The sequence below is a fragment of the Alistipes onderdonkii genome, from assembly GCF_025145285.1.
Lineage (GTDB): Bacteria > Bacteroidota > Bacteroidia > Bacteroidales > Rikenellaceae > Alistipes > Alistipes onderdonkii.
Window position 1 is genome coordinate 2,150,426 of the sequence record NZ_CP102251.1, and the last position, 21,479, is coordinate 2,171,904.

General features: G+C 59.6%; 15 protein-coding genes. 4 read left to right on the forward strand and 11 right to left on the reverse strand.

The features are described from left to right. Positions 1–3: 3 nt before the first annotated feature. The 9 genes from NQ559_RS08775 to NQ559_RS08815 all read right to left on the reverse strand — a co-directional run bounded on the left by NQ559_RS08775 (position 4) and on the right by NQ559_RS08815 (position 12,395). Positions 4–1,734 carry a DUF4954 family protein gene (locus NQ559_RS08775; protein WP_026318406.1) on the reverse strand — a complete coding sequence of 577 codons (1,731 nt, stop codon included), beginning with the start codon at positions 1,732–1,734 and terminating at the stop codon, positions 4–6. A gap of 162 nt (positions 1,735–1,896) precedes the next feature. Then, positions 1,897–4,014, reverse strand: coding sequence for a hypothetical protein (locus tag NQ559_RS08780; protein ID WP_018696105.1), 2,118 nt, complete (start codon positions 4,012–4,014; stop codon positions 1,897–1,899). A gap of 322 nt (positions 4,015–4,336) precedes the next feature. Further along, positions 4,337–5,695, reverse strand: a complete 1,359-nt coding sequence (locus NQ559_RS08785; RefSeq protein ID WP_026318405.1) for a WG repeat-containing protein — start codon at positions 5,693–5,695, stop codon at positions 4,337–4,339. 3 nt (positions 5,696–5,698) lie between these two features. Then, positions 5,699–5,902: a hypothetical protein gene (locus NQ559_RS08790; RefSeq protein ID WP_018696103.1), complete on the reverse strand. Its 204-nt coding sequence runs from the start codon at positions 5,900–5,902 to the stop codon at positions 5,699–5,701. A gap of 57 nt (positions 5,903–5,959) precedes the next feature. Next, positions 5,960–6,499: an FKBP-type peptidyl-prolyl cis-trans isomerase gene (locus NQ559_RS08795; RefSeq protein ID WP_018696102.1), complete on the reverse strand. Its 540-nt coding sequence runs from the start codon at positions 6,497–6,499 to the stop codon at positions 5,960–5,962. A gap of 241 nt (positions 6,500–6,740) precedes the next feature. Beyond that, positions 6,741–6,908, reverse strand: coding sequence for a hypothetical protein (locus tag NQ559_RS08800; RefSeq protein ID WP_018696101.1), 168 nt, complete (start codon positions 6,906–6,908; stop codon positions 6,741–6,743). An 18-nt stretch (positions 6,909–6,926) separates the two neighbouring features. Beyond that, a complete protein-coding gene (locus NQ559_RS08805) occupies positions 6,927–7,280 on the reverse strand; it encodes a hypothetical protein (protein WP_018696100.1) in 354 nt (117 codons plus the stop codon). Between the two features lie 417 nt (positions 7,281–7,697). Next, complete coding sequence (gene gcvP, locus NQ559_RS08810) at positions 7,698–10,523, reverse strand: aminomethyl-transferring glycine dehydrogenase (protein WP_018696099.1); 2,826 nt, start codon at positions 10,521–10,523, stop codon at positions 7,698–7,700. Positions 10,524–10,724: 201 nt separating this feature from the next. Next, the gene (locus NQ559_RS08815; protein ID WP_018696098.1) at positions 10,725–12,395 is read right to left on the reverse strand and encodes a nucleoside kinase; all 1,671 of its coding nucleotides are present in this window, start codon (positions 12,393–12,395) and stop codon (positions 10,725–10,727) included. Between the two features lie 70 nt (positions 12,396–12,465). On the opposite strand from NQ559_RS08815, the gene NQ559_RS08820 reads away from it, so the two are divergent. The 4 genes from NQ559_RS08820 (at position 12,466) to NQ559_RS08835 (ending at position 18,191) form a co-directional block, all read left to right on the forward strand. Continuing rightward, positions 12,466–13,890: a bifunctional metallophosphatase/5'-nucleotidase gene (locus NQ559_RS08820; protein ID WP_018696097.1), complete on the forward strand. Its 1,425-nt coding sequence runs from the start codon at positions 12,466–12,468 to the stop codon at positions 13,888–13,890. A 182-nt stretch (positions 13,891–14,072) separates the two neighbouring features. Then, complete coding sequence (gene rpsA, locus NQ559_RS08825) at positions 14,073–15,908, forward strand: 30S ribosomal protein S1 (protein ID WP_018696096.1); 1,836 nt, start codon at positions 14,073–14,075, stop codon at positions 15,906–15,908. A 621-nt stretch (positions 15,909–16,529) separates the two neighbouring features. Next, positions 16,530–17,183: a DKNYY domain-containing protein gene (locus NQ559_RS08830; RefSeq protein WP_018696095.1), complete on the forward strand. Its 654-nt coding sequence runs from the start codon at positions 16,530–16,532 to the stop codon at positions 17,181–17,183. An 87-nt stretch (positions 17,184–17,270) separates the two neighbouring features. Further along, complete coding sequence (locus NQ559_RS08835) at positions 17,271–18,191, forward strand: DMT family transporter (protein ID WP_018696094.1); 921 nt, start codon at positions 17,271–17,273, stop codon at positions 18,189–18,191. A 79-nt stretch (positions 18,192–18,270) separates the two neighbouring features. On the opposite strand, the gene NQ559_RS08840 is transcribed toward NQ559_RS08835, so the two are convergent. Both NQ559_RS08840 and NQ559_RS08845 read right to left on the reverse strand, forming a co-directional pair. Beyond that, positions 18,271–19,959, reverse strand: coding sequence for a sialate O-acetylesterase (locus NQ559_RS08840; RefSeq protein ID WP_244061895.1), 1,689 nt, complete (start codon positions 19,957–19,959; stop codon positions 18,271–18,273). 361 nt (positions 19,960–20,320) lie between these two features. Then, entirely contained in the window at positions 20,321–21,466 is a 1,146-nt protein-coding gene (locus NQ559_RS08845) for a basic secretory protein-like protein (RefSeq protein WP_018696092.1), read from the reverse strand. Between the last annotated feature and the right edge of the window lie 13 nt (positions 21,467–21,479).

Consider the following 21,479-nt stretch of genomic DNA (forward strand, 5'->3'; position numbering starts at 1 on the left):
CGTCTATTTAAGTCCCCGGACGGAGTAGTAGTCGTCGCGCACTTCCCCTTCGTCGTCGCTGTCGAGGCCGTAGCTGACCGCCATGTCGAGCGAGCAGTCGCGGTCGCGGTCGGCGTCGGTCGTACGGCGCATCGTCGCGCGGGCGTTGCGCCCCGCCGCGATGGCCTCTTCTATCTCCGCCACGGTCGGGATGTGTCCCAGCAGCGATGCGTAGACCCCTTCGGCCCAGCTGTGGGCGTAGTCGTCGTAGTGGACGGAAAAGACCCTGAAACGGTTGTCCACCTCTTCGGGCGAGGCCAGTTCGCCGTGGTCTATGGCATCGAGGATGGCCTCGACTTCGCGTTTGGTGATATACTGCCCGGCGATGTCGAGCCAGCGGCCGCTGCCGTCGTAGCGTTCCGCCGATTCTCCCCGGTCGAGCATCGCGCCCAGCGCCGCCACGATGAAGCGGTTGTAGAGTCCGATGCCCCGTTTGAGGGCCGCCGCGCGGATGATCGCCTTCTGGTGGACGTACGTCGGGGCGTCGGGGTCTTCCTCTGCGATCGCGTGGAGCGTATCCACGGCCCTGAGCATTCCCGAGGTGATATAAGGGTTGTATTCTTCGAAGTTGATGACGTCGCGCCGTATGGTGCGGCGGTCGCGTGCCGGCCATTTCTCGATGTCGCGCACGGCGCCGTAGCTGGTGAGGTTCGCCCCGGGCATGAGCACCGAACGCCCCTCCTTTTCGATCAGGTATGAGTAGGGGAAGGCCGACGTGTCGTGGTGGAACGAGTGGTGCCCCATGATCATCGTGAAAGCCCCTTCCAGCGCAGGGGACATGATGTAGGCGCCGCTGGCGAACTTGCAGCCCCTGAGGTGCACTGCCTGGTGCACGGCGCCGCTCTTGAACAGGTGGTTGCTCTGGTTCGAGCCGCTGCCCGCGTTGAAAAACGAGAACATGCCCGCGATGAGCAGCGACGACTTGTGGTGCGAGACGGTGTAGGGCCCCGCGAAGATCGAGGCGGCCTCGCCGTTCTCGCAGTGCGAATTGGCGAAAAACAGCGATTCGGCCGCCGTGAAGGCCTTGTCCAGCCGGCAGCTTTCGCCCACGAAACAGCGTTCGACGATCGAGCCGTTGTCGATCCGGGCGTTTTCCGCGGCGATGAAGTCGTAGGCCTTGACATCCACGCCGATGTGCGCACCGTCGCAGACCGTGCCGTTTTCGAGCAGGGAGGCGCCGTCGACGGTGACGTTGTCGCCGATGCGGACTTCGCGGATGAACCTGGCGCCGACGATGCGGCTGTCCTTGCCGACGCTCCCCGTCTGCGAGGCGCGGGTTTCGGCATAGTCGTCGACCATCTTTTCCAGGGCCGCCATGGTCTGCGGGCGGTGCCGGTAGACGGCCATCAGATAGGCTGCCTGCGCCGAAAGGCGGTCGTAAATCTTCACCGTGCGCCCGCCGCATTCGTTCATCGTCGCCACGCCCACGCCGTTCCCGAACGTGCTCCTGCGGCGGCATTCGAGTGCCGTGACCCCTTCGACGAGCGCCCCTTCGCCGAGGTGGTAGTTGCACACCCGTGAGCGGATGATGCGTGCTCCGGAGCCGATCACGACCTTGCCTTCCAGGTGGCTTTGCAGCAACTGGAAGGGGGTGAAATCGTCGGTGACCGACACTTGCGACCACGCTTCGGCCGAGGAGCCGAGCGACTCGACCGCGGCGATTTCCGCCGGTGTCAAATTTCTGAATTGGGGCATTACAATCGTATTAAGCAGATGCAAATATAACGAATTGTCCGCAAAAAACATATATCCCGCTGTTTTTCGCATGCCGGGCGATGCGCGCCCTTCCCCGGAGCCTCCCGATGAAAAATCCGGCTGCCTGGGAAAGCAGCCGGATTTTTTTTGATTTTTTATGGGTCAGAGGTCGAAATGCCGCAGGCCGACGCCGTTGTCCGGTATCCGCGTGCGGGGTTTGCAGAGCTCTTCGCGGGATGCCGTCGCGGACTGTTTCTTCGTCATGGGACTGCCGGTTCCGGGCATTTTCGCCCCAATGCCTTCACCGGCATTTTTTGCGGGTGCCGATCTGGTCAGGTCGTTGACTTTCAGTGCCCCGGTGTAGCTGATGTCGATGTCCGTCAGCGGGCATGAACCCTTGAACGAGATCGTATATTCGTCCCCGTTGCGCGCGACGGTCATCTGCCCGCTTTCTATGGTGCATAGCTGCTTGCTGGCGAATTCCACCTTGGTGTCCTTGTTGCTGCGGATGCCCAGTCCTGTCGCGACCACATCATAAGTTCCTTCGGGCAGTCCGCCTGCGGCCGAGGGAGATGTCTCGGTCGAAACATAAAGATCGAACGTAAGCCGGTAACTGCTGCTGCCCTCCAGCGGATAATCATAGAGGTTGATGAACCAGTTGCCCCCGCCGTAGAAGGAGACCTGTGCCGAGACGATCTGCCCGATGGCAGGATAGGCTGCATAGTCGGTTGCGGCGACGCTGCCCCGGAAGCTGCCTTTGACGTTGTTCCCTTCGCTGTCGGTGATGTCGGCCGCGATGATGCAGGCAGAACCTTCATAGGCGACGGTCAGTTTACCTGATTTTACGGCACTGCTGCTTTGGTCGCTTTTGTTGGTGACGTTCGATCCGTCGGGCAGGATCGAGAAGGCTCCCTGCGCCCCGTCGGCCGAGAACGTGTATTCTCCGGCCGGGATGCCGGCGGCGGCGCCCGTCACGGCGTCGGCGAGACAGTTGAGCGAGAGCGTATAAGACTTGTCGGCGGCGACGAGCGCCAGACGCCAGTTGTCCTTGCCCGTCTGGTACCGGTCGCCGTAATATCCGGATGTACATTCGCCGAAATCCTGTCCGTACTGGGATGCGGGTGTGCTGAACGGTTCCGAACGGAATAGTCCGGTCGTGATGTAAGAGATATATCCGAATGCCAGGGCGACGTATTCCGTATCGGGGTCGAGGTAGCTTCTCATGTCGTTCTCGTAATCGTCATACGTGGTGTAGAACCCGATATAGCTGCCTGCGAGTTCGATTCGTTTGGCCATGATCTGCTCGTCGGTAAGTCCTTCGAGCTCTTTGCTCTCGGCGATATCGTAGAAGTAACGGTCGTTTTTTACGGAAGGGATGTATTTGATCACGGCACCCGTAGGCGAAAGGTCGCTGACCTGGAATTCGAAGGTCATGTCCGATTTCCGGGGATCGGCCGTCCGGACTTCCCGGCTGGCGCATTCCGTAATTACATAGCCTTCGGAATTGATGCCTGCTGCGATCAGCAGGAAATCTACTGCCGGGGCGAGTTTGTTCTGGCTGAATTCGCTGACGCCGCTTTCCGACATCGCCTCGATGGCATCTTCTAATGTGACTCCCAGCCCTGTGGCATAGGCGATCAGTTCCTGGTTCGTTTTGTCGACATAGGCTTCGGGAGAGAGCCCCGTAGCGTCGAACTCCTCTTTTTCGACCAGATAGGTGACGTACCGCAGTTCCGGGTCGGCCGATGAGACCGTGGCTTTTACCGAAAGGTCGGTCGGGGTGATGTCCGAAAACGTGAATTCGTTTTTGATGAGGGGCAGCGTTTCGAATTCGCTGTATTCCACTTCGGTCGTCGTCCCGGGTTCCGCAGTAGTGATGCCTGCCGCCAGGATGTAGTATTTGGTATTGTCTCCCAGCCATTGGTAGGTATAGGAGGCGTCGCCGGTGCTGCTTATAGCCGTCAGCACCTCTTCGGGCGTGAGGGTTGCCGCATAGCGGTCTATGTATTGTTGCAGGCCGCTTTTGAAACAGGCCTCGAAGTCCCCGCCGTAATTTTCCCGGAGCACCTTATCGGAAACGACGTCGAAATAGTAGGCTCCTGTCTGGTTTTTGGGCGAGACGGATACCGTGGCTCCGCGCGGGGTGATTGCAGTTGCAGTGATTGTAAACTCGGTCTGGGGCGGGTTATCTCCGCCTGAGGGATCTTTGTCGTCGCAGGCGGCCAGTGCCAGCAGGCCGCATCCTGCGATGAACTTCAGCAGAACAGGAAAATTTTTCATAAATACGCAAATGGTTTGTAAGGGTTAACTCATGGCAAATATAGGTTTTTTCGCGTAAGGTTGTATCTGCCGCTGAAATGCCTCGAAATCACGAAATAACGGTTTCCACTGCGGATTATCGACGGATTGTTCGCCCCGGATATGGTCGCGATGCCGGATTGTAATTGAAATTCTCGTTTTTCTGCAAAAATGAAAAATTTTTTTTTATCTGGAATGGATTTTTGCCCGGTCGGGTGAACTGCAGCGAAACCTTCCGGCGGCCGTGTGTCTGCGCATGCCTGTCGGGGCCGTGTGCGATGGTATGCAAATGCCTTGTCCGTAATTATATGCTGCGGCATGCTGAAACCGCCGAACCGGATTCCTGTTCGCGCCCTGCGCGGTCGATTTCCAGCCGCCTGCCGTCACGGATGACCTCCGCACGGCCGTTGCGGAAGGGCTTTACGGCTTCGCACCCCGGGCATCGAATCCGGGTATGCCCTTCGGTGTCGATATAATGCCAGGTTTTGCCCAGCCTGACGGCGGCAAGCCCTTCGGTAAAGTCGAACCCGCAGTCGTAGAGCGGAGGTATGACGATCTGCTCCGGTGTCCTGTAACCCCACAGGCCGTTCCCGACGAACAGTTCCGGGAAAGTTTCCGTGCCGTCGTTCCGTGCGCCGCCGCCCATGTCCGCAAACGACTCACCGCCGGTCTTCCCGCCCAGGCGTTTGTCCGTGCCGCGCCCTGTATTCCGAACAAGATCCCTGCCTGTGACGCCGTCCGTGCCGCCGCTTTTGTCCCCGCATGTATTTCCGGTTGTCTCTGCGCCTTCGTTCCCGCCGGACGGCGGCCCGCCAGCCCGTGCTGCGCATGCCAGCAACTCCGGCAGCCCGAACAAACGGGGCGTGGGTGCATACAGCAACCGCGCGATGCGGTACTGCACGGCCAGCCCCTCGCCTTCGAAAAGCGCGATGGCCTCGCGGAGCGCCTCGTCGGTGCGGATCTGCTGCGGCGAGAAGAGCAGCCCGTCGGCATCGGGGTAGCGTACGTACAGGGCAGGGTCGAGCGCCAGCGCATGGAGGGCCGTCGAGATCAGCGCCGCGGGATAGTCGTCGAGCGAGGCATTGAAGTCGCGGATCGTCCGTGCGGGGTGTTGGAAGGCCGCGGTACCCAGTTCGGGGCTCGCCTCTCCGGCGAATGCCGGCAGGTACATGGCATCGAGGTCGATCAGGTGCAGCCTCCCCGAGGGATCCACGACGATATTTTCGGGCTTGAGGTCTCCGTGCGCCCAGTCGTCCGACGTAAGCCCTGCGGCCAGGCGGTCGAACGCCGCGGCCAGTTGCCGCAGCCGTGCTGTGTCTTCTGCCGCGGCCGCTTCTGCGACTGCTTCGTGGAGCGTCGTTCCCTCGATCCAGTCGCCCAGCACGACGTCGACCCAAACCCCGCTCCGGGGCGAATCGTAGAGGTACAGCTCCTGGGGCAGCAGCCGCTCGCCGTAAATTTCCGCCAGGTGGCGCGGCGGGTGCATGTAGCAGCGCAGCGAGCGGATGCGTCCTTCGTGGCGGACACGGAAGACGATGGCGCTGTTGCCTACGGTGTAACACATGCGGCCCCGGCTGTCACGGCATACCTCCATGCCGCCCAGGGTTTTTGTCAATCCGTGGGTGTCGGCCAGTGTCGTGAGGTATTGTCGCAGCGTAAACACGGGTTATTGGTTGCGGATGGGGTTGCCGGGGATAGGGACGGGGATGCCGGAGGGCAGGATACGGCGGCAAAGGCGAAGCCGCGAGCCGGCTTCGCCTGAGGTTGCGTTCCGCAGGCAGCTTTTGAAATCGACGTTTTCCACCTTCCGCCCCGACAGGTCGTGGACGGTGCCGCTGCCGATCATCGTCGTAAGTTGGGTCAGGGTCATAGCCGTACAGGATCAGGGTTTAAAAAAGCGGGGCTTTCCAGTCCCGCTTCGTGTTCGTCAGTGGCAGTCGCAGTGGCCGTTTCCGTGGTCGCAACCGCCGCCGCAGTCGTCTCCGCAGTCGCCGCATGAACAGCCGCCCTGCAGGTCTTCGGGCGTTACGTCGCGTACCGACACGACTTCGACGTCGAAATTGAGCGTCTTGCCCGCCATCGGGTGGTTGAAGTCCATCTTCACGGTTTCGTCACCGACTTCCTTGACGATACCCATCATGCGGTTGCCCTGGTTGTCGCTCATCGGCACCTGCGAACCCACGAAGAGGATGTCTTCGGCCAGTTTGCCGTCGACCATGAATATATTTTTCGGCAGGTCTACGATGGCATCGGCGATCACCTCGCCGTAGCCGTCCTTGGGCTCGAGGGTGAACGAGACGGCCTCGCCGATCTCCTTGCCCAGGATTGCTTCCTCGAATTTGGGAAGCAGCATGCCTGTCCCGAAGATGAATTCGAGCGGCTGTCCCGGACGCGACTGGTCTGCGATTTGTCCGTCGACGGTGAGCTTGTAGTCCACGCCGACCATTTTGTTCTGTTCTACTTTCATGTTGTAATATTATGAGTTGATAAATAATCGTTTGCAGCGCGATTCCTTCTTTCGCGGAGAATTGGACAAAGATACGCACTTCGGGACGAGTTGCCAAATAATCGTATGAAATAATTGTGCCGCAAGGCTGGAAAACGGATCTGAAAAGGGATAAATCCGCCTCTTCGGGCCCGAAACCGGGTTCCGGGAAAGGGGCCGAAAAGAGGGGAAGGCTTAGCCCCCCCCCTCGAATGCGGATCTGTCAGTAGCGATATTCTTCCGGTGCTGTGCTGTTCCATCCGGCCCGGAACCCCTTTTGGAAATCGGGGTCTCTGTACAAGGCCGAGATGCTTCCGCACGACGTCATAAGTGCGGCCAGCACCGCCAGCAGGACGGCGATCCGTGCCGTCTTCGAAATTTTCAGGTTCATATCGACTTCGGCTGGTTTCTATTGACAGGTCGCGCTGGAAATAGCCAGTTGGTAGGTCTTGTTGGGTTCTATACCGTTATTGTCACGGGTCATGGAAAAGCCGGCGTATGATGCTCCGGCGGGGATTGTTACTGTCGTTCGTCCTATGTCCCGGTTTCCGTCCCAGACTTCCACGATGATCGTGATGTCCTCGGACTCTGTTTTTGTCAGCTGGACTTGTCCGCCGAGAACGGCGCGCGAGTCGGAAGTGACATTTGTCCGTGTCAATGTGGCGACCGTATTGTTTTTGCTGCCGTAAACGCGGCATGCGGGATTTCCTGCCAATACCGAGAACGAACCGAACAGCAGCAGGAGAAATAAGAATTTTTTCATGGGTTTCTTTTTTTTATTTGGTTGATTTGTCCTCGTTTCCGGTTCCGTACGTACATAAAAAAAGCGCGGACAAAACTGTGTTATCGGTTCATGAGGTCTTCGACTACCTAACCACCAAATAAACAAGTAAAGCCCACGCCGTGAAACGTGAGCGTTTATTGCTTTACTCTGGGTGGTTTGTGAAAGTGTCGAAGTTTCATGAACCAGATGCAAGCTAAACGCTTTTTCCGAATATGTCTAAAATGTGCGCACTCGATGCGTGCTTTTAATTCATAGGCAGACGATTAAACGATATGGAACAAAGATATAATATTTTTTTGAAAAAACGATGCCGGGTTTACATACGCCATCCCTCCGGGGCTTGTGCCGGTATGAAACAGGCAGGGCGGAGCACCTTACTCCGCCCTGTTTTGTCTCTTATTCGCAGTTGCGGCAGCAGAGGTTGCGGTCGCCGTAGCCGTTGTCGATCTTGGTCACGTAGGGGAAGAACTTCGCTTCGCGCACCCATGCGAGCGGGAATGCCGCCTCGGCGCGGGTGTAGGGATGCGTCCATTCGCCGGCGATCTCGACGGCGGTGTGCGGCGCGTTGGCGACCACGTTGTCGGCCTGCCCCGCGGCGGCTTCGCATTCGCGCTTGATGCTCACCAGCGCTTCGATGAAGCGATCCATCTCGGCCTTCGGTTCCGATTCGGTCGGTTCGACCATCAGCGTCTCGTGCACGGGGAACGAGAGCGTCGGGGCATGGAAGCCGTAGTCCATCAGGCGGTGGGCGATGTCGCCGCAGTCGATGTTGTAGTCCTTCTTGAAAGAGGTCAGGTCGAGGATCATCTCGTGTCCCACGCGGCCGGTCTCGCCCGAATAATAGGTGCGGTATTCCGGTGCCAGCGCCGAGGACATGTAGTTGGCATTGACGATCGCCATTTCGGTGGCGCGGCGCAGCCCGTTTCCACCCAGCATCTTGATATAACCGTAGGTTATGGGCAGCAGCATGGCGGAGCCCCAGGGGGCCGACGCCACGGCCGTGATGCCCTCGTCGCCGCCCGTCGGCATAACCGGATGCGAGGGGAGGAATGCCCTGAGGTGCTCGGCGACGCAGATCGGGCCCACGCCCGGGCCGCCGCCCCCGTGGGGCATGGCGAAGGTCTTGTGCAGGTTGAGGTGGCAGACGTCGGCGCCGATGTAGCCGGGGTTGGTCAGCCCCACCTGTGCGTTCATGTTGGCGCCGTCCATGTAGACCTGCCCGCCTGCGTCGTGCACGGCGTCCACGATCTCGCGGATGCGGCTCTCGAACACGCCGTGCGTCGAGGGGTAGGTGACCATCAGCCCGCACAGCTCCGAACTGTATTCCCCGGCCTTGGCCTTGAGGTCTTCGACGTCGATGTTGCCCTTGTCGTCACAGGCCACCGTGACGATCTTCATGCCGGCCATGGCGGCCGACGCGGGGTTGGTGCCGTGGGCCGAGGCCGGGATCAGCACCACGTTGCGGTAGCCCTGTCCGCGGCTCTGGTGGTAGGCGCGGATCACCATCAGCCCGGCGTATTCGCCCGCAGCGCCCGAGTTGGGTTGCAGGGAGCAGGCCGCGAAGCCCGTGATCGTCGCCAGGTCGTTTTCCAACTCCGTGATTAACTGCATGTAACCTTCGGCCTGGTCGGCCGGGGCGAAGGGGTGCATCATCTGGAAGCCCGCCAGCGAGAGCGGCTGCATGAGCGCCGCGGCGTTGAGCTTCATGGTGCACGAACCTAAAGAGATCATCGAATTGGCGAGCGAGATGTCCCTCAGTTCGAGCTTCTTGATGTAGCGCATCAGGTCGCTTTCCGAGCGGTAGGTGTTGAAGACCGCCTCCGAGAGGTAGGCCGTGCGGCGGCGCAGGGCGGCCGGCACGCGGCTTTCGGTGACGGGCTTTACGGCCTTGGCTTTCCTGCCTTTGGCGGCGGCGAAGATGCGTATTACCTCGGCGACCTCTTCGGGGGTGGTCACCTCGTCGAACGACATGCGCACTGAGCCTTCGGTGGGGTAGTAGAAGTTGATGCCGCTTTCGAGTGCCAGCGACTGCACGACGGCGGCTTCGGCCGAGACTTCGAGCGTGTCGAAGAAGTCTGCGGCGGCGAGTTTGTAATCCATCGCCTGGAGTGCGTCGGCGACCGTTGCGGCGGCCAGGTGGGCCGTGTCGGCGGCGCGTTTCAGCCCCTCGGGGCCGTTGTAGACGCAGTAGAAGCCTACCATCGAGGCCATCAGCGCCGAGGCGGTGCAAATGTTCGACGTGGCGCGTTCGCGCTTGATGTGCTGTTCGCGCATCTGGAGCGCCATGCGCAGCGCCTTGTTGCCGAGGCGGTCGACCGAGACGCCGATGATGCGGCCGGGCATGTTGCGCTTGTAGGCCTCGCGCGTGGCCATGTAGCCTGCGCCGGGGCCGCCGAAGCCCATCGGGGTGCCCAGGCGTTGCGTCGAGCCGACGGCGATGTCGGCACCCCACTCGCCGGGGGATTTGAGCAGCGCCAGCGAAAGCAGGTCGGCGGCAGCCGTGACCAGCACGCCCTTGGCATGTGCCGCGGCCGTGAAGTCCGTATAGTCGCGCACGGCGCCGTTGGCGGCCGGGTACTGGACGATGGCGCCGAACTCCTTGCCCGTGAAGCTGTATTCGTCGTATTCGTCGACGATCAGTTCGATGCCGAACGGTTCGCTGCGCGTGAGCAGCACGTCGAGCGTCTGCGGGAAGATGTTGCGGTCGACGAAGAGCTGGTTGCGACCTTCCCTGACCGCTTCGCGCGAGCGCAGCGCGAACATCATCAGCATGGCTTCGGCGGCGGCCGTGCCCTCGTCCAGGAGCGAGCAGTTGCCGATCTCCATGCCCGTGAGCGAGATCACGGCGGTTTGGAAGTTCAGCAGCGCCTCGAGGCGGCCCTGCGAGATCTCGGCCTGGTAGGGCGTGTAGGAGGTGTACCAGGCGGGGTTCTCGAAGACGTTGCGCACGATGGCGGCCGGGACGGCACAGGGGTAGTAGCCCATGCCGATGAACGATCTGAGGCAACGGTTGCGGTCGGCCAGCGAGCGGATGTGGGCGGCGAATTCGTATTCGCTCATCCCTTCGGCCGGCAGTGCGAGCGGCTTCTTGAGCCGGATGGACTGGGGAATGACCTGCGAGATCAGTTCGTCGACCGACTTTGCGCCGATCACTTCGAGCATGGCTTTGAGGTCTTTTTCGTTGCTGACGCCGATGTGGCGTTCGGAAAACTTGTCGAACATAGTTATCATCAATTGGTTATTGTCGTCGGATGCGCCGGGCGGCGCGTAATTCCCATGCAAAAATACTATTTTTACGAAGACCGCAAGCGCCTGCCGGGCTTATATTTTCCGCCGCAGGCCGCATGCGGCGCCGCATCCTGCCGGGCGGTGTCCCGGCATCGGCGGGGTACGGGGCGGGGAGTCCGGCGGGGCTTTCCGGGGTCAGTACTTGAAACTGCTGCCGCCGATGAATTCCCGGATGATCGACGTGGGCGGGATCTCGTCGGGCGGGATGGGGGTGAAGTTTTTCAGGAACTTCAGCATGCGCCGCGCCTCGTCGTACTCGGGTACCGTGTCGGGAACTTCGCGGAGGATCTTTTCAGCATAGGGGCGCAACACCGAGATTTCGTAGAAAAGCGACGAGTTGAGCATGACGTCGGCGTTTTCCTGATAGGGGAAGATGTGCTTCTCCTCGCCGCGGCGGACGGAGCCCCAGCGCGAAAGCGTCGCCACGGCATCTGCGCCGCGTTGCGTATAGTCGCGCGTGAGGCGGCGCAGCAGGCGGTTGTCGGTCGTGGCGATGCGCGAGAGGTTGTCCATCGCCACCGACGTGAAGCACGAGATGTAGATGCGGAATTTCTGCGCTTCGGGGACGCTCGGGGTGAGGCGCGGGTTGAGCCCGTGGATGCCCTCGACGATCAGGATCGAACGCTCGTCGAGCGTCAGCGGGTTGTTGTGCCACGTGCGGCGACCCGTGATGAAGTCGTAGCGCGGGATGTCGACGCTTTCGCCGCGCATCAGGCGGCAGAGGTGGTCGTTGAACAGGTCGAGGTCGATGGCTTCGAGCGCCTCGTAGTCGTAATCGCCGTCGGCGTCGCGCGGGGTCTTTTCGCGGTCGACGAAATAGTCGTCGAGCGAGATCAGCACCGGCTGCAGCCCCAGTACCCCGAGCTGGATGCCCAGCCGTTTGGCCGAGGTGGTCTTGCCGCTCGACGAGGGGCCCGAGATCAGCACCATGCGTACGCCGCGCGAGATGTTGGCGTCGTAGATCGTGTCGGCGACCCATGCGAACTTGCGTTCGTGGAACGCTTCGGCCAGTTTGATCATGCCGCCCGCGTCGCCCGCGAGCACCTTGGAGTTGACGGCGCCCACGGTGGGCACGCCCATGATCCGCACCCAGGACTGGTATTCCTGGAAGATGCCGAACATCTTTTCCTGTTCGACGTTGGTGTTGAGCCGGTCGGGCGCCGTGCGCAGCGGCAGGGCGAGGTAGAACCCGTTGTAGTAGGGTTCGATGCCGAACAGGTCGACGAACCCTGTCGAGGGCGCCAGCGCGCCGTAGAAATAACCGTCGGTGTCGCCGAGCGTATAGAGGTCGCTGTAAAGCCGCGGGCGGGTGTCCAGCAGGGCGATCTTGTCGGTGAGGCCCTGGGCTGCATAGCGGGCGCGGACTTCGCTCGTGAGGATCTTCATGCGGCTGATCGGCAGGTCTTGCGCCACCAGGTCGCGCATGTGCCCTTCGAGTGCCTCGGCCAGCCCGGGCGTGAATTCGTCGATGCCCTCGATCTCGCAGTAAAAGCCGTTCTGCCCCATCGAATGGCGGATGTGGAGCGTCTTGCCCGGAAAGAGGTCGCGGGCGGCTTTCTGCAGGATGAACCACGACGTGCGCTGGTAGACGCGGATGCCGGCGAAGGAGGTGATGTCCACGAAACGGACGGTCACCGGGGTATATATTTTGTAATACAGTTCCTTGATGCGGTTGTTGACCAGGGCGGCAAGGAACGGGTAGGGCCCCGGCGCGACCCGCTTTGCGACCTCGGAAAGCGGGGTGCCCATCGGCACCTCGACCGTGCCGCCGAGGTTTTCGCATATGATTTCGATGATATTTGTCATAAGATTTTCAGGCTTGAAAACATGTAAAGATATGAATAATTTATAACTTTGACAAACTAAAACCTGTGTTATGAAAGGAATACTGAGGATGGGGCTGGTCGCCGTTGCGGCGCTCGCCGCGGCCTGCGCACCCCGCGAAAGGACGCTCGTATTGCTGTCGACGAACGACATGCACGCAAAGATACAGAATTTCCCGCGGCTGGCGTCGGCCGTCGAGGCGTGCCGCGATACGGCCCAACTGGTGGTGCTGGTCGATGCCGGCGACCGCTGGACGGGGAATGCCTATGTGGACATGGCGCCGACGCCCGGTATGCCGATGATCGCCCTGATGAACGAACTGGGGTATGACGTGGCGACGCTGGGCAACCATGAATTCGACCACGGGCAGGCGTTCCTGGGGCGGATGATCGACAGCATGGACTTCGAGGTGGTCTGCGCCAACGTGGTGAGCGACACCTGCACATTTCCCCGGCTGCCGCCCTATACGGTCATCGACCGGGACGGGATCCGGATCGGGTTCGTCGGTGTGGTGACCAACTACGAGGGGCCGGGGCATCCGGCGGGCAATGAATCGAGTTTCGCGGGGCTGGAGTTTCCCGACCCGCAGGCGATGGCCCTCGAATATGCCGCGGAGCTGCGGCCGGAGTGCGACGTGCTGGTGCTCGTGTCGCATATGGGCGACGACCGCGATGCGGAACTGCTGGGCCGTGGCCCGTCGCAGTACGACGTGGTGATCGGCGGGCATACGCATGAGGAGGTCGATACGCTGATCGGCGGCACGCTGCTGACCCAGACGGGCAAAGACCTGCGGAACATCGGCGTGACGACCGTACGGATGAAGGGGAATAAGGTCGCAGGGGTCGATTACCGGATCGTCCCGCTCGCCGATTACGAGCCGGATATCCTCTACCAGAAACAGGTCGAGGCTTACTATGCCGACCCGGAGCTGAACAGACCCGTCGGGCGGTTCGGCAATGCCGCCGACAAGTGGGGGCTTGCCAACTGGATGGCTGCGGCGGTAGCCGACGAGGCCGATGCCGACGTCGGTTTCTACCACATCGGCGGCGTGCGCCTCGATTCGATCCCCGCGGGCGGGGTGAGCGCGGCGAAGGTATACGGGCTGGAGCCGTTCGGAACGCTGGTCGCCGAGATGGAGATGACGCCCGCCCAGATGCGCCGCATGATCGTGTCGAAGTACAACGACCCGGTGAACGCCAAGGAGGCGCACCGCATCGACCTGATTTCGACCACGCCCTATGTGATCGTCACCGATGCGGCGGACAACGCCCTTGACGTGCAGTTCCCGAAGCTGCGCGAGGGGCGGAAGTACAAGGTCGCCGTGAGCGACTATATCTACCGGAATTACAAGGATATGGAATATACCGGCGGGGAAATCACCGACGAGAAGGTGGCCGACATCCTGCTCGAAGGGCTCAGGGACGACAGCCCGCTGAAGATCGACAACACCCCGCGGCAGCGGGTGGTGCGCAAATAGGCGCCGCGGACGACGCCCGGAGGCTTCCGCGGGACGCAAATAACCGCCTGATTTTTTGCAGATTCGCAAAAAACCGTTACCTTTGTAGCCCTCACGTATGCGCATAAGGCGCGTAGGCGGGGGCTACGAGTTTAATTATTAATCATTTAACGAGCGATTGTATCGCAAAAAGAATTTCCATCATGGAAGAAACGAAAAATGTAGTCACGAACGAGAATTTCGACTGGAACGCGTATGAAAACGACCTGGGAGTCTATGACCATCCCAAGGAGGAGATCGCAGAGGCTTACGACAAGACGCTTTCGAACGTCAACGTCGGCGAGGTCGTGGAAGGTACCGTTACGGGCATTACCAAGCGCGAGGTTCTCGTGAACATCGGCTACAAGAGCGAGGGCGTCATTCCCGTTTCCGAGTTCCGTTACAACCCCGACCTGAAGGTCGGCGACAAGATCGAGGTCTATGTCGAGTCGGCCGAGGACAAGGGCGGACAGCTGGTTCTTTCGCACAAGAAGGCACGTCAGCTCAAATCGTGGGATCGTGTGAACGAGGCCCTCGAGAAGGACGAAATCATCAAGGGTTACATCAAGTGCCGCACCAAGGGCGGTATGATCGTCGACGTATTCGGCATCGAGGCGTTCCTGCCCGGTTCGCAGATCGACGTGAAGCCCATCCGCGACTACGATGTATACGTGGACAAGACCATGGAGTTCAAGGTGGTGAAAATCAACCAGGAGTTCCGCAACGTGGTCGTTTCGCACAAGGCGCTCATCGAGGCCGAACTCGAAGCGCAGAAGCAGGTTATCATGTCGAAACTCGAGAAGGGCCAGATCCTCGAGGGTACCGTCAAGAACATCACCTCGTACGGCGTATTCGTCGACCTGGGCGGTGTGGACGGCCTGATCCATATCACCGACCTCTCGTGGGGCCGCGTGAACCACCCCGAAGAGATCGTGGCGCTCGACCAGAAGATCCAGGTCGTTATTCTCGATTTCGACGACGCCAAGAAGCGTATCGCACTGGGCCTGAAGCAGCTCACCCCGCATCCGTGGGAGGCGCTCGACCAGAACCTCAAGGTCGGCGACAAGGTCAAGGGCCGCGTGGTCGTGATGGCCGACTACGGCGCATTCGTGGAGATCGCCCCCGGTGTTGAGGGACTGATCCACGTGTCGGAGATGTCGTGGAGCCAGCACCTGCGCTCGGCGCAGGAGTTCATGAAGGTCGGCGACGAAGTCGAGGCCGTCATCCTGACGCTCGACCGCGAGGAGCGCAAGATGTCGCTGGGCATCAAGCAGCTTACGCCCGATCCCTGGGAAAATATCGAAACCAAGTATCCCGTCGGCACGAAGTGCACGGCCAAGGTGCGCAACTTTACCAACTTCGGTATCTTCGTTGAGATCGAGGAGGGTATCGACGGCCTGATCCACATTTCCGACCTGAGCTGGACGAAGAAGGTAAAGCACCCCGGCGAATTCACGTCGGTGGGCGCTGACATCGACGTCGTGGTGCTCGAGATCGACAAGGAGAACCGCCGTCTGTCGCTGGGCCACAAGCAGCTTGAGGAGAACCCCTGGAACGAGTTCGAGAACCAGTTCTCGGTAGACAGCATCCACGAGGGTACGATCACCGAGATGACCGACAAGGGCGCAGTCGTCGCACTGGGCGAGAACGTGGAGGGCTTCTGCCCCGCACGCCAGCTCACCAAAGAGGATGGCACGACGCCGAAGGTGGGCGACAAGCTCGACTTCAAGGTGCTCGAGTTCTCGAAGGCTACCAAGCGCATCACCCTTTCGCACCTGCGTACGTATGAGGAGGCCAAGCGTGCCGAAGTGGCAGCCGAGAAGGCTGAGAAGCGTGCCGCCGCCGATGCTACGAAGTCGACCGTGAAGAAGATCAACGCTTCGGTCGAGAAGACGACGCTGGGCGACATCGCAGGTCTGGCCGCGCTGAAGAGCGCCATGGAGGCTGCCGAGGCGAAGAACGCCAAGAAGGCTGCCAAGGAAGAGAAGGCCGAGGAGTAATTCCCGCACGGAGGGACGGTGCAGCCGTCCGCCGATATATCGAAAGAACCGCAGGCATTGCGCCTGCGGTTCTTTTTTTGTGGGCGCGGGGAAAGGTGGGGCAGTTGGTCGCGGTTGGGAAAAGGATTGCGGGGCGGGGTGCGGATAGACTTGGGCGAAGGATAGGCCGGGAGCGGTGAAGGACTGCGGCGGAAAATGTGGGAGAGGAGGAGCGGCGGTAGGCAGGGAAAGGAGATGGGCGGGGCCGGGGCAAGGTAAGGAGATTGGGAAAAGGCTGTGCTGAAATCGGAGGCAGGACGGGTGCAGGACGGGGAAAAGCGGGACGGAATCGGAGATGGGTCGGGAACGGGATAGGGAACGGCGGGACGGGAAACGGCGGCATGACGGGAGAGGAACAGGGTAAGGGGGACAGTATTGGAGTGACGGGAATGAGACGGTGAGAGGCGGGACGGAATCGGTGGCAGGACGGGAGCGGTAAACAATATGGGAGCAGGTGCGGCGGGTTGAGACGGAGGGCTGGGCTTTTCGCCTCACCCCGGGAAAGTTTACCGCCGATTTCCTGGATGCGGGGCAATAACTCGGTAAATTTCGCGTCTTTTAATAAATCAATACCCGCGCCTGATGAAAAAGCTGATTTTATCCCTGTTTTCGTTGTTTGCCGTTTTCGCGGGTGTTCCGCATAGCCTGGGGAACCCTGCTCCCGAGGAGGTTCGGGCGTCGCAGCCCGGCCGGGAGAGACGGCACGGGGGTTACTCGAAGGACAACTGGACGGTGTATTACGAGGGCCGGAAGGTGAAGGGTGCTTCGGCATCGTCGTTCACGGATCTCGGCGGCGGGTACGGTAAGGACAACTGGACGGTGTTTTTCCGCGGCCGGAAGGTCGAAGGGGCATCGGCTTCGTCGTTCGAGAGCCTCGGGAACGGGATAGGGAAAGACATCTGGCATACCTACCACTACGGGGAGCGGGATGACGGGAGCGCGTTGTCGGGCGAAAGGTTGGGCGGCGGTTACTCGAAGGACAGCTGGACGGTGTATTACCGTGGCCGGAAGGTGGACGGGGCGTCGGCGATGACCTTCGAGAGTCTCGGAGACGGGTATGGAAAGGATGCCTGGAAGGTATTTTACATGGGCGGGGAGGTGAAGGGCGCCTCGGCACAAACGTTCGAAGAACTCGGGGAAGGATACGGGAAAGACGCATGGAAAGTCTATTACCGGGGGAAAGAGCTGCCGGGGGCATCGCCCGGTTCGTTCGAAGTGCCGCGCGACAGCTGGTGAGAAATGGCCGCCACCGGTATAATGACAGTGCCCTTCCGAACGGAAAGGCACTGTTTTTGTTTTCCGCAGGGTAAACCCCGAGACGGAATGAGCAGATTCAAACCCCACATCGCCCTGCTGATATGCAATATCGTATGGGCCATGGACTACCCGTTTTACAACATCGTATTGCCGCACTATGTCCACCCGATGGCCATGGTGGCGGGATCGCTGGTCGTCACGGCGCTTTTTTCGCTCGTGCCGCTGCTGTGGCAGAAGGCCGAACGGGTCTCGCGCGCCGACATCCGCAAGCTGATCGGCGCCGCGCTGCTGATCGGAGTGCTGCGCAAGGTATTCATCATGTACGGACTTTCGATGACTTCGCCCATCGACGGATCGATCATCGACACCATCGTCCCGCTGCTGGTGCTGCTGCTCTCCGTATTGCTGGGCATGGATCGCTTCACGAAGCTCAAGGTCTCGGGGCTGGTGCTCGGCATGGCCGGCGCCGTGGCCGTGGTGCTGACGGGTGCGTCGTCGTCGCACCAGCATTCGCATGTCTGGGGCAACGTGATGATCATGCTGTGCGCCTGCGCCACGTCGCTGTACATGGTGTGGTTCAAAGCCCTGGTTGCCAGGTACCGCATCACCACCGTGCTGCGCTGGGTATACTGCGTGGCGGCCGTCGTTGCGCTGCCCTTCGGGCTGAAGGAGATCATCCACACCGACTATGCCGCCATAGCCGGCCATGCGCTTTTCCCGACGCTCTTCGTGCTGACGGTGCCGACCTATCTGCCGAACCTGATGCTGAACTATGCGCTCAAGAGCGTACCGGCCACGGTGTCGAGCATCTACACCTACCTGCAGCCCGTGCTGGCGATCGCCATTTCGGTCGGGATGGGGCTGGACAAGCTGCATGCCGATACGGTGGTCTTCGCGTTGGTGATCTTTGTCGGCGTGGCGCTCGTGCTGCGTTCCTACTCCGTGCCGCCGACACAAAAGGGTGCCGCAGTTTTGGAGAGGAAGTAATACAAAGAGAGCGGATTGCTCTCTTTGTTGTTTATGTCTATATGTCGATCCCGAGTGGCCGTGGTTTATTTCGCGACTCTTATTGGGTGATTCCCGGCCAATCATCCGTACGGAATGGCCCGGCAGGAAGTCCGGCAGCGTTGAACAGGTTGGACTGTGGGTTATTGGCCCATGCATAGCGTAACGCTACGGGCACGGTGACGGCATCGCTTTTTACGATGACCTTGCCATCTTCGATCCATGCTTTAGCCCAATGGAAGATGCGATCTTCCCCAGCCACAGCGAAGCCTCGGATGTACCCATATTTGTCGCGTACGATCAGCTTGGAGGCCGGGGTGTCAAACGTCACCTCGGTATGCCCGTCTACGAAGCGTGCCGAAATGAATGTCGGACCCGAGCACACCGTCCCCGTGTGGCCATACTCCTCATGCAATGCCTGGAGTGCGAGCCGTAATCCGACATCCTGCTTGTTGCGCGGGTGTATGTCGTTGGCATTGCCGATGTCGATGATCACGGCCTGCCCGGTACGGGGTTGCGAGAGAGTCATAGTTTGCGCTTCGCGCAGTTCGGCCCACTGGCTTTCGGCCGGGAGAGTGTCTTCTGCCATGAAATCGGCCAGTTGCACCCAATAAAACGGGAAATCGTAGCCCCATTTGTTACGCCAGTTCCGGATCAGGTTGGGAAACAGGGTGCGGTAGCTGAGCGCATTCCAGACATTGTTTTCGCCCTGATACCAGATCGTACCTTTGATGCGGAATCCGACGAGAGGATTTATCATTGAGTTGTAGAGTGTTGAATAGTAGACATTGGGATTGTGGGCGACGATTCCGTAGTCGGTATTGAGGACGGAGCCTTTGTATTGCCACTCTCCGGCCAGTGGGTAGGATTTCCCCGCGACATGCAGGGAAAGTTCTTCCGGGTCACTCCAGAAGCCGCCACCACCGCCGATATCAGTTATTCGGACAGTGAGCGTGTTATGGCCGCCTTTCAGGATGCCCTCGCCGATGTCATAGTTGCGCAGGTAGGTATGACCGTTGATGCGCCCGACCTCGACGCCATTGACCCAAGTGATGTCGTTGTCGTCGATCATACCCAGTGATAGTTTCGCAGGTTTGCCTGCTGCCTCTTCGGGGAGGTTGAGTTCGTAACGGAACCATACGTGCCCGTCGGACATACCGAGCGGCGTGGTAACCCACTCTTGAGGGACGGCCATCGTTGACCATTGCGACAGGTCACCCGGGTCGTCGTACCATCGGGCTGCAAGTGCCGGGTCGTTGTTGAATGCTGAGGCATACTCCGCCTGCCTTGGCTCGCCCGTAACACGTGTCATGTCGCGCAATACCCGTTTGAAAGCAGGGTTATACCCGCGGGTTGCGACTTTGCCTTCGAGGGCTTCGTAGGATTCTGGGCTTGTCCAGACCTCAATATCAGTCCCGCCCCATGACGAATTGATGATGCCGATGGGGATACCCAATTCCTGCCATAACTTGCGAGCGAAGAAATAGCCTACGGCGGTGAAATGAGGAACGGTTTCTGGTGAGCAGACTTCCCATTTCCCGGAAAGATCCTCCTGTGGGTCGGCCGACATCGCCTTCTTGACGGTGAAACTACGTATTTGGGGGTAGTCGGCTGCAGTGACCTCTTGTTGGAGGTTGTCGAGACCTTGTGCCGGTGTCCACTCCATGTTGGACTGTCCGCTGCAGAGCCAGACCTCGCCGACAAGCACGTTACTGTATTCGAGGGTGTTGTCTTTTCCGCGAATCGTCATGGTGTAGGGGCCGCCGGCTTCCATCGGCGCTAGTGTTACGCTCCACCTGCCGTTTTTGTCCGCCTTCGTGCCGAGGCTTTGACCGTTAAAAAGTAGAAGTACCTTTTCATTGCGCGTGGCGGTGCCCCATACTTTGACGGGTTCACCACGCTGAAGTACCATGTTGGAGCCAAAAATGGTGGCGGGTTTGATTTCTGCATGCAATGGGAATACAATTGCCAGAAGCAGTGTCAAAAGGGATAAAATTTGAATTTCATGGGCTTAAAATTAGTAAAAATTGATTCGGTTGAGGATGACGGGAACCGGAGTTCGCCGGGGCTGATGGATTTTTACTGGGCATGCGGCAGCGGCCTGGTGATAACTAACGTTCGGTATAGTGGTGGTAGCCGGGGTTTTCCCTTATAAACTGGGCGTATTCATCCCACAATTCTTGGATAGTAGTATCCTTGCCGAAGACGGCTTTGACCCCTGCGTCGAAACTCCACGGGTATAGAGTGCGCATCGTATCGTGGAACTTGCGCAGAGCATCGGGGTCTTTTGTCCGAAACCATTGTAGGAAAAAACCAGTGGTCGTGTAGCCCTGCATCCAATTCCCGTCGGGGTCGGGGCGACGCTGCTTGTGGAAGCCTGCGTCGATCCTCACGGCATCGGCCATGCCTTCGATGGCGGCCCAGTACTCCGATTGTCCGTCATATCTCCCGCACCCTTTGGGTTGATGCTGATAACCGTGGGTGAGTTCGTGGTAGAGGATACCTCTGGTTTCGTCGCAAAATTCGAGGATTGAATTCCGGGCGGTGCGTTCGATGTACCGAGTGCTGAAGCTGATGAATATGTCGGGTGCCTCGCCACTTTTGGCAGAGATGCCGTCGTAGTCCTTCAGTTCATAAGTTATTCGGTCGATTCTGTTTCGGTTTTCCGGGTTGTCGTCCGTCCAGAAGAGGATTTCACAAACTTTGCGGGCATGATAGCGGATATAGGATTCTGGATCGGTTATCGTTTCCCGATAAATGCGCGAACCGTCCGTATGGGGTGAGCTGTAATGAAACACCACGTCAGGATATGTGAAATCCTCCCATCCTTCGTGGGGATTGCTGTCGAAAAACCGGAATCCGTGTGATCCCCGCGTGGTGAGTGTGTCTCCCGAGACGGTTTCGATGATGAATGCGTATTTACTGTATTTCCCGGGGAGCTGAACTGCATATTCCCTTTCCGTGTAGCGTGCCCAGAAGGTTTGGTCGAGGCGTTGGTCGATCTTGACCCATTTTTTCTCGTTGTCCGAACCCCAGAGCGACCAATTGCGGGGATCGTCTTCGGGATGAGCCGTATTCACGAGCCAGTAGCCTCGGACGGCATTCCCGGACGGCGCGTCGAAAACAATCTTTTTACAGCCGTCAAGCGATCTTTTCTCCGGTTCGAAGGATATGCTCGGGTGGGTACCCGCGATGTGACAGTTTGTGCCCAGAGCCATGGCCACCAAAACGGTGGAAAGCAGGTATGTCTTTCGCATGCTCTATAATGTT

What these genes read in the sequence shown, in the direction of transcription:
- NQ559_RS08775 (WP_026318406.1), bottom strand. Translation starts at nt 1,734, where the DNA reads ATGCCCCAATTCAGAAATTTGACACCGGCGGAAATCGCCGCGGTCGAG.
- NQ559_RS08780 (WP_018696105.1), bottom strand. Translation starts at nt 4,014, where the DNA reads ATGAAAAATTTTCCTGTTCTGCTGAAGTTCATCGCAGGATGCGGCCTG.
- NQ559_RS08790 (WP_018696103.1), bottom strand. Translation starts at nt 5,902, where the DNA reads ATGACCCTGACCCAACTTACGACGATGATCGGCAGCGGCACCGTCCAC.
- NQ559_RS08795 (WP_018696102.1), bottom strand. Translation starts at nt 6,499, where the DNA reads ATGAAAGTAGAACAGAACAAAATGGTCGGCGTGGACTACAAGCTCACC.
- NQ559_RS08800 (WP_018696101.1), bottom strand. Translation starts at nt 6,908, where the DNA reads ATGAACCTGAAAATTTCGAAGACGGCACGGATCGCCGTCCTGCTGGCG.
- NQ559_RS08805 (WP_018696100.1), bottom strand. Translation starts at nt 7,280, where the DNA reads ATGAAAAAATTCTTATTTCTCCTGCTGCTGTTCGGTTCGTTCTCGGTA.
- gcvP (WP_018696099.1), bottom strand. Translation starts at nt 10,523, where the DNA reads ATGTTCGACAAGTTTTCCGAACGCCACATCGGCGTCAGCAACGAAAAA.
- NQ559_RS08815 (WP_018696098.1), bottom strand. Translation starts at nt 12,395, where the DNA reads ATGACAAATATCATCGAAATCATATGCGAAAACCTCGGCGGCACGGTC.
- NQ559_RS08820 (WP_018696097.1), top strand. Translation starts at nt 12,466, where the DNA reads ATGAAAGGAATACTGAGGATGGGGCTGGTCGCCGTTGCGGCGCTCGCC.
- rpsA (WP_018696096.1), top strand. Translation starts at nt 14,073, where the DNA reads ATGGAAGAAACGAAAAATGTAGTCACGAACGAGAATTTCGACTGGAAC.
- NQ559_RS08830 (WP_018696095.1), top strand. Translation starts at nt 16,530, where the DNA reads ATGAAAAAGCTGATTTTATCCCTGTTTTCGTTGTTTGCCGTTTTCGCG.
- NQ559_RS08835 (WP_018696094.1), top strand. Translation starts at nt 17,271, where the DNA reads ATGAGCAGATTCAAACCCCACATCGCCCTGCTGATATGCAATATCGTA.
- NQ559_RS08840 (WP_244061895.1), bottom strand. Translation starts at nt 19,959, where the DNA reads ATGACGATTCGCGGAAAAGACAACACCCTCGAATACAGTAACGTGCTT.
- NQ559_RS08845 (WP_018696092.1), bottom strand. Translation starts at nt 21,466, where the DNA reads ATGCGAAAGACATACCTGCTTTCCACCGTTTTGGTGGCCATGGCTCTG.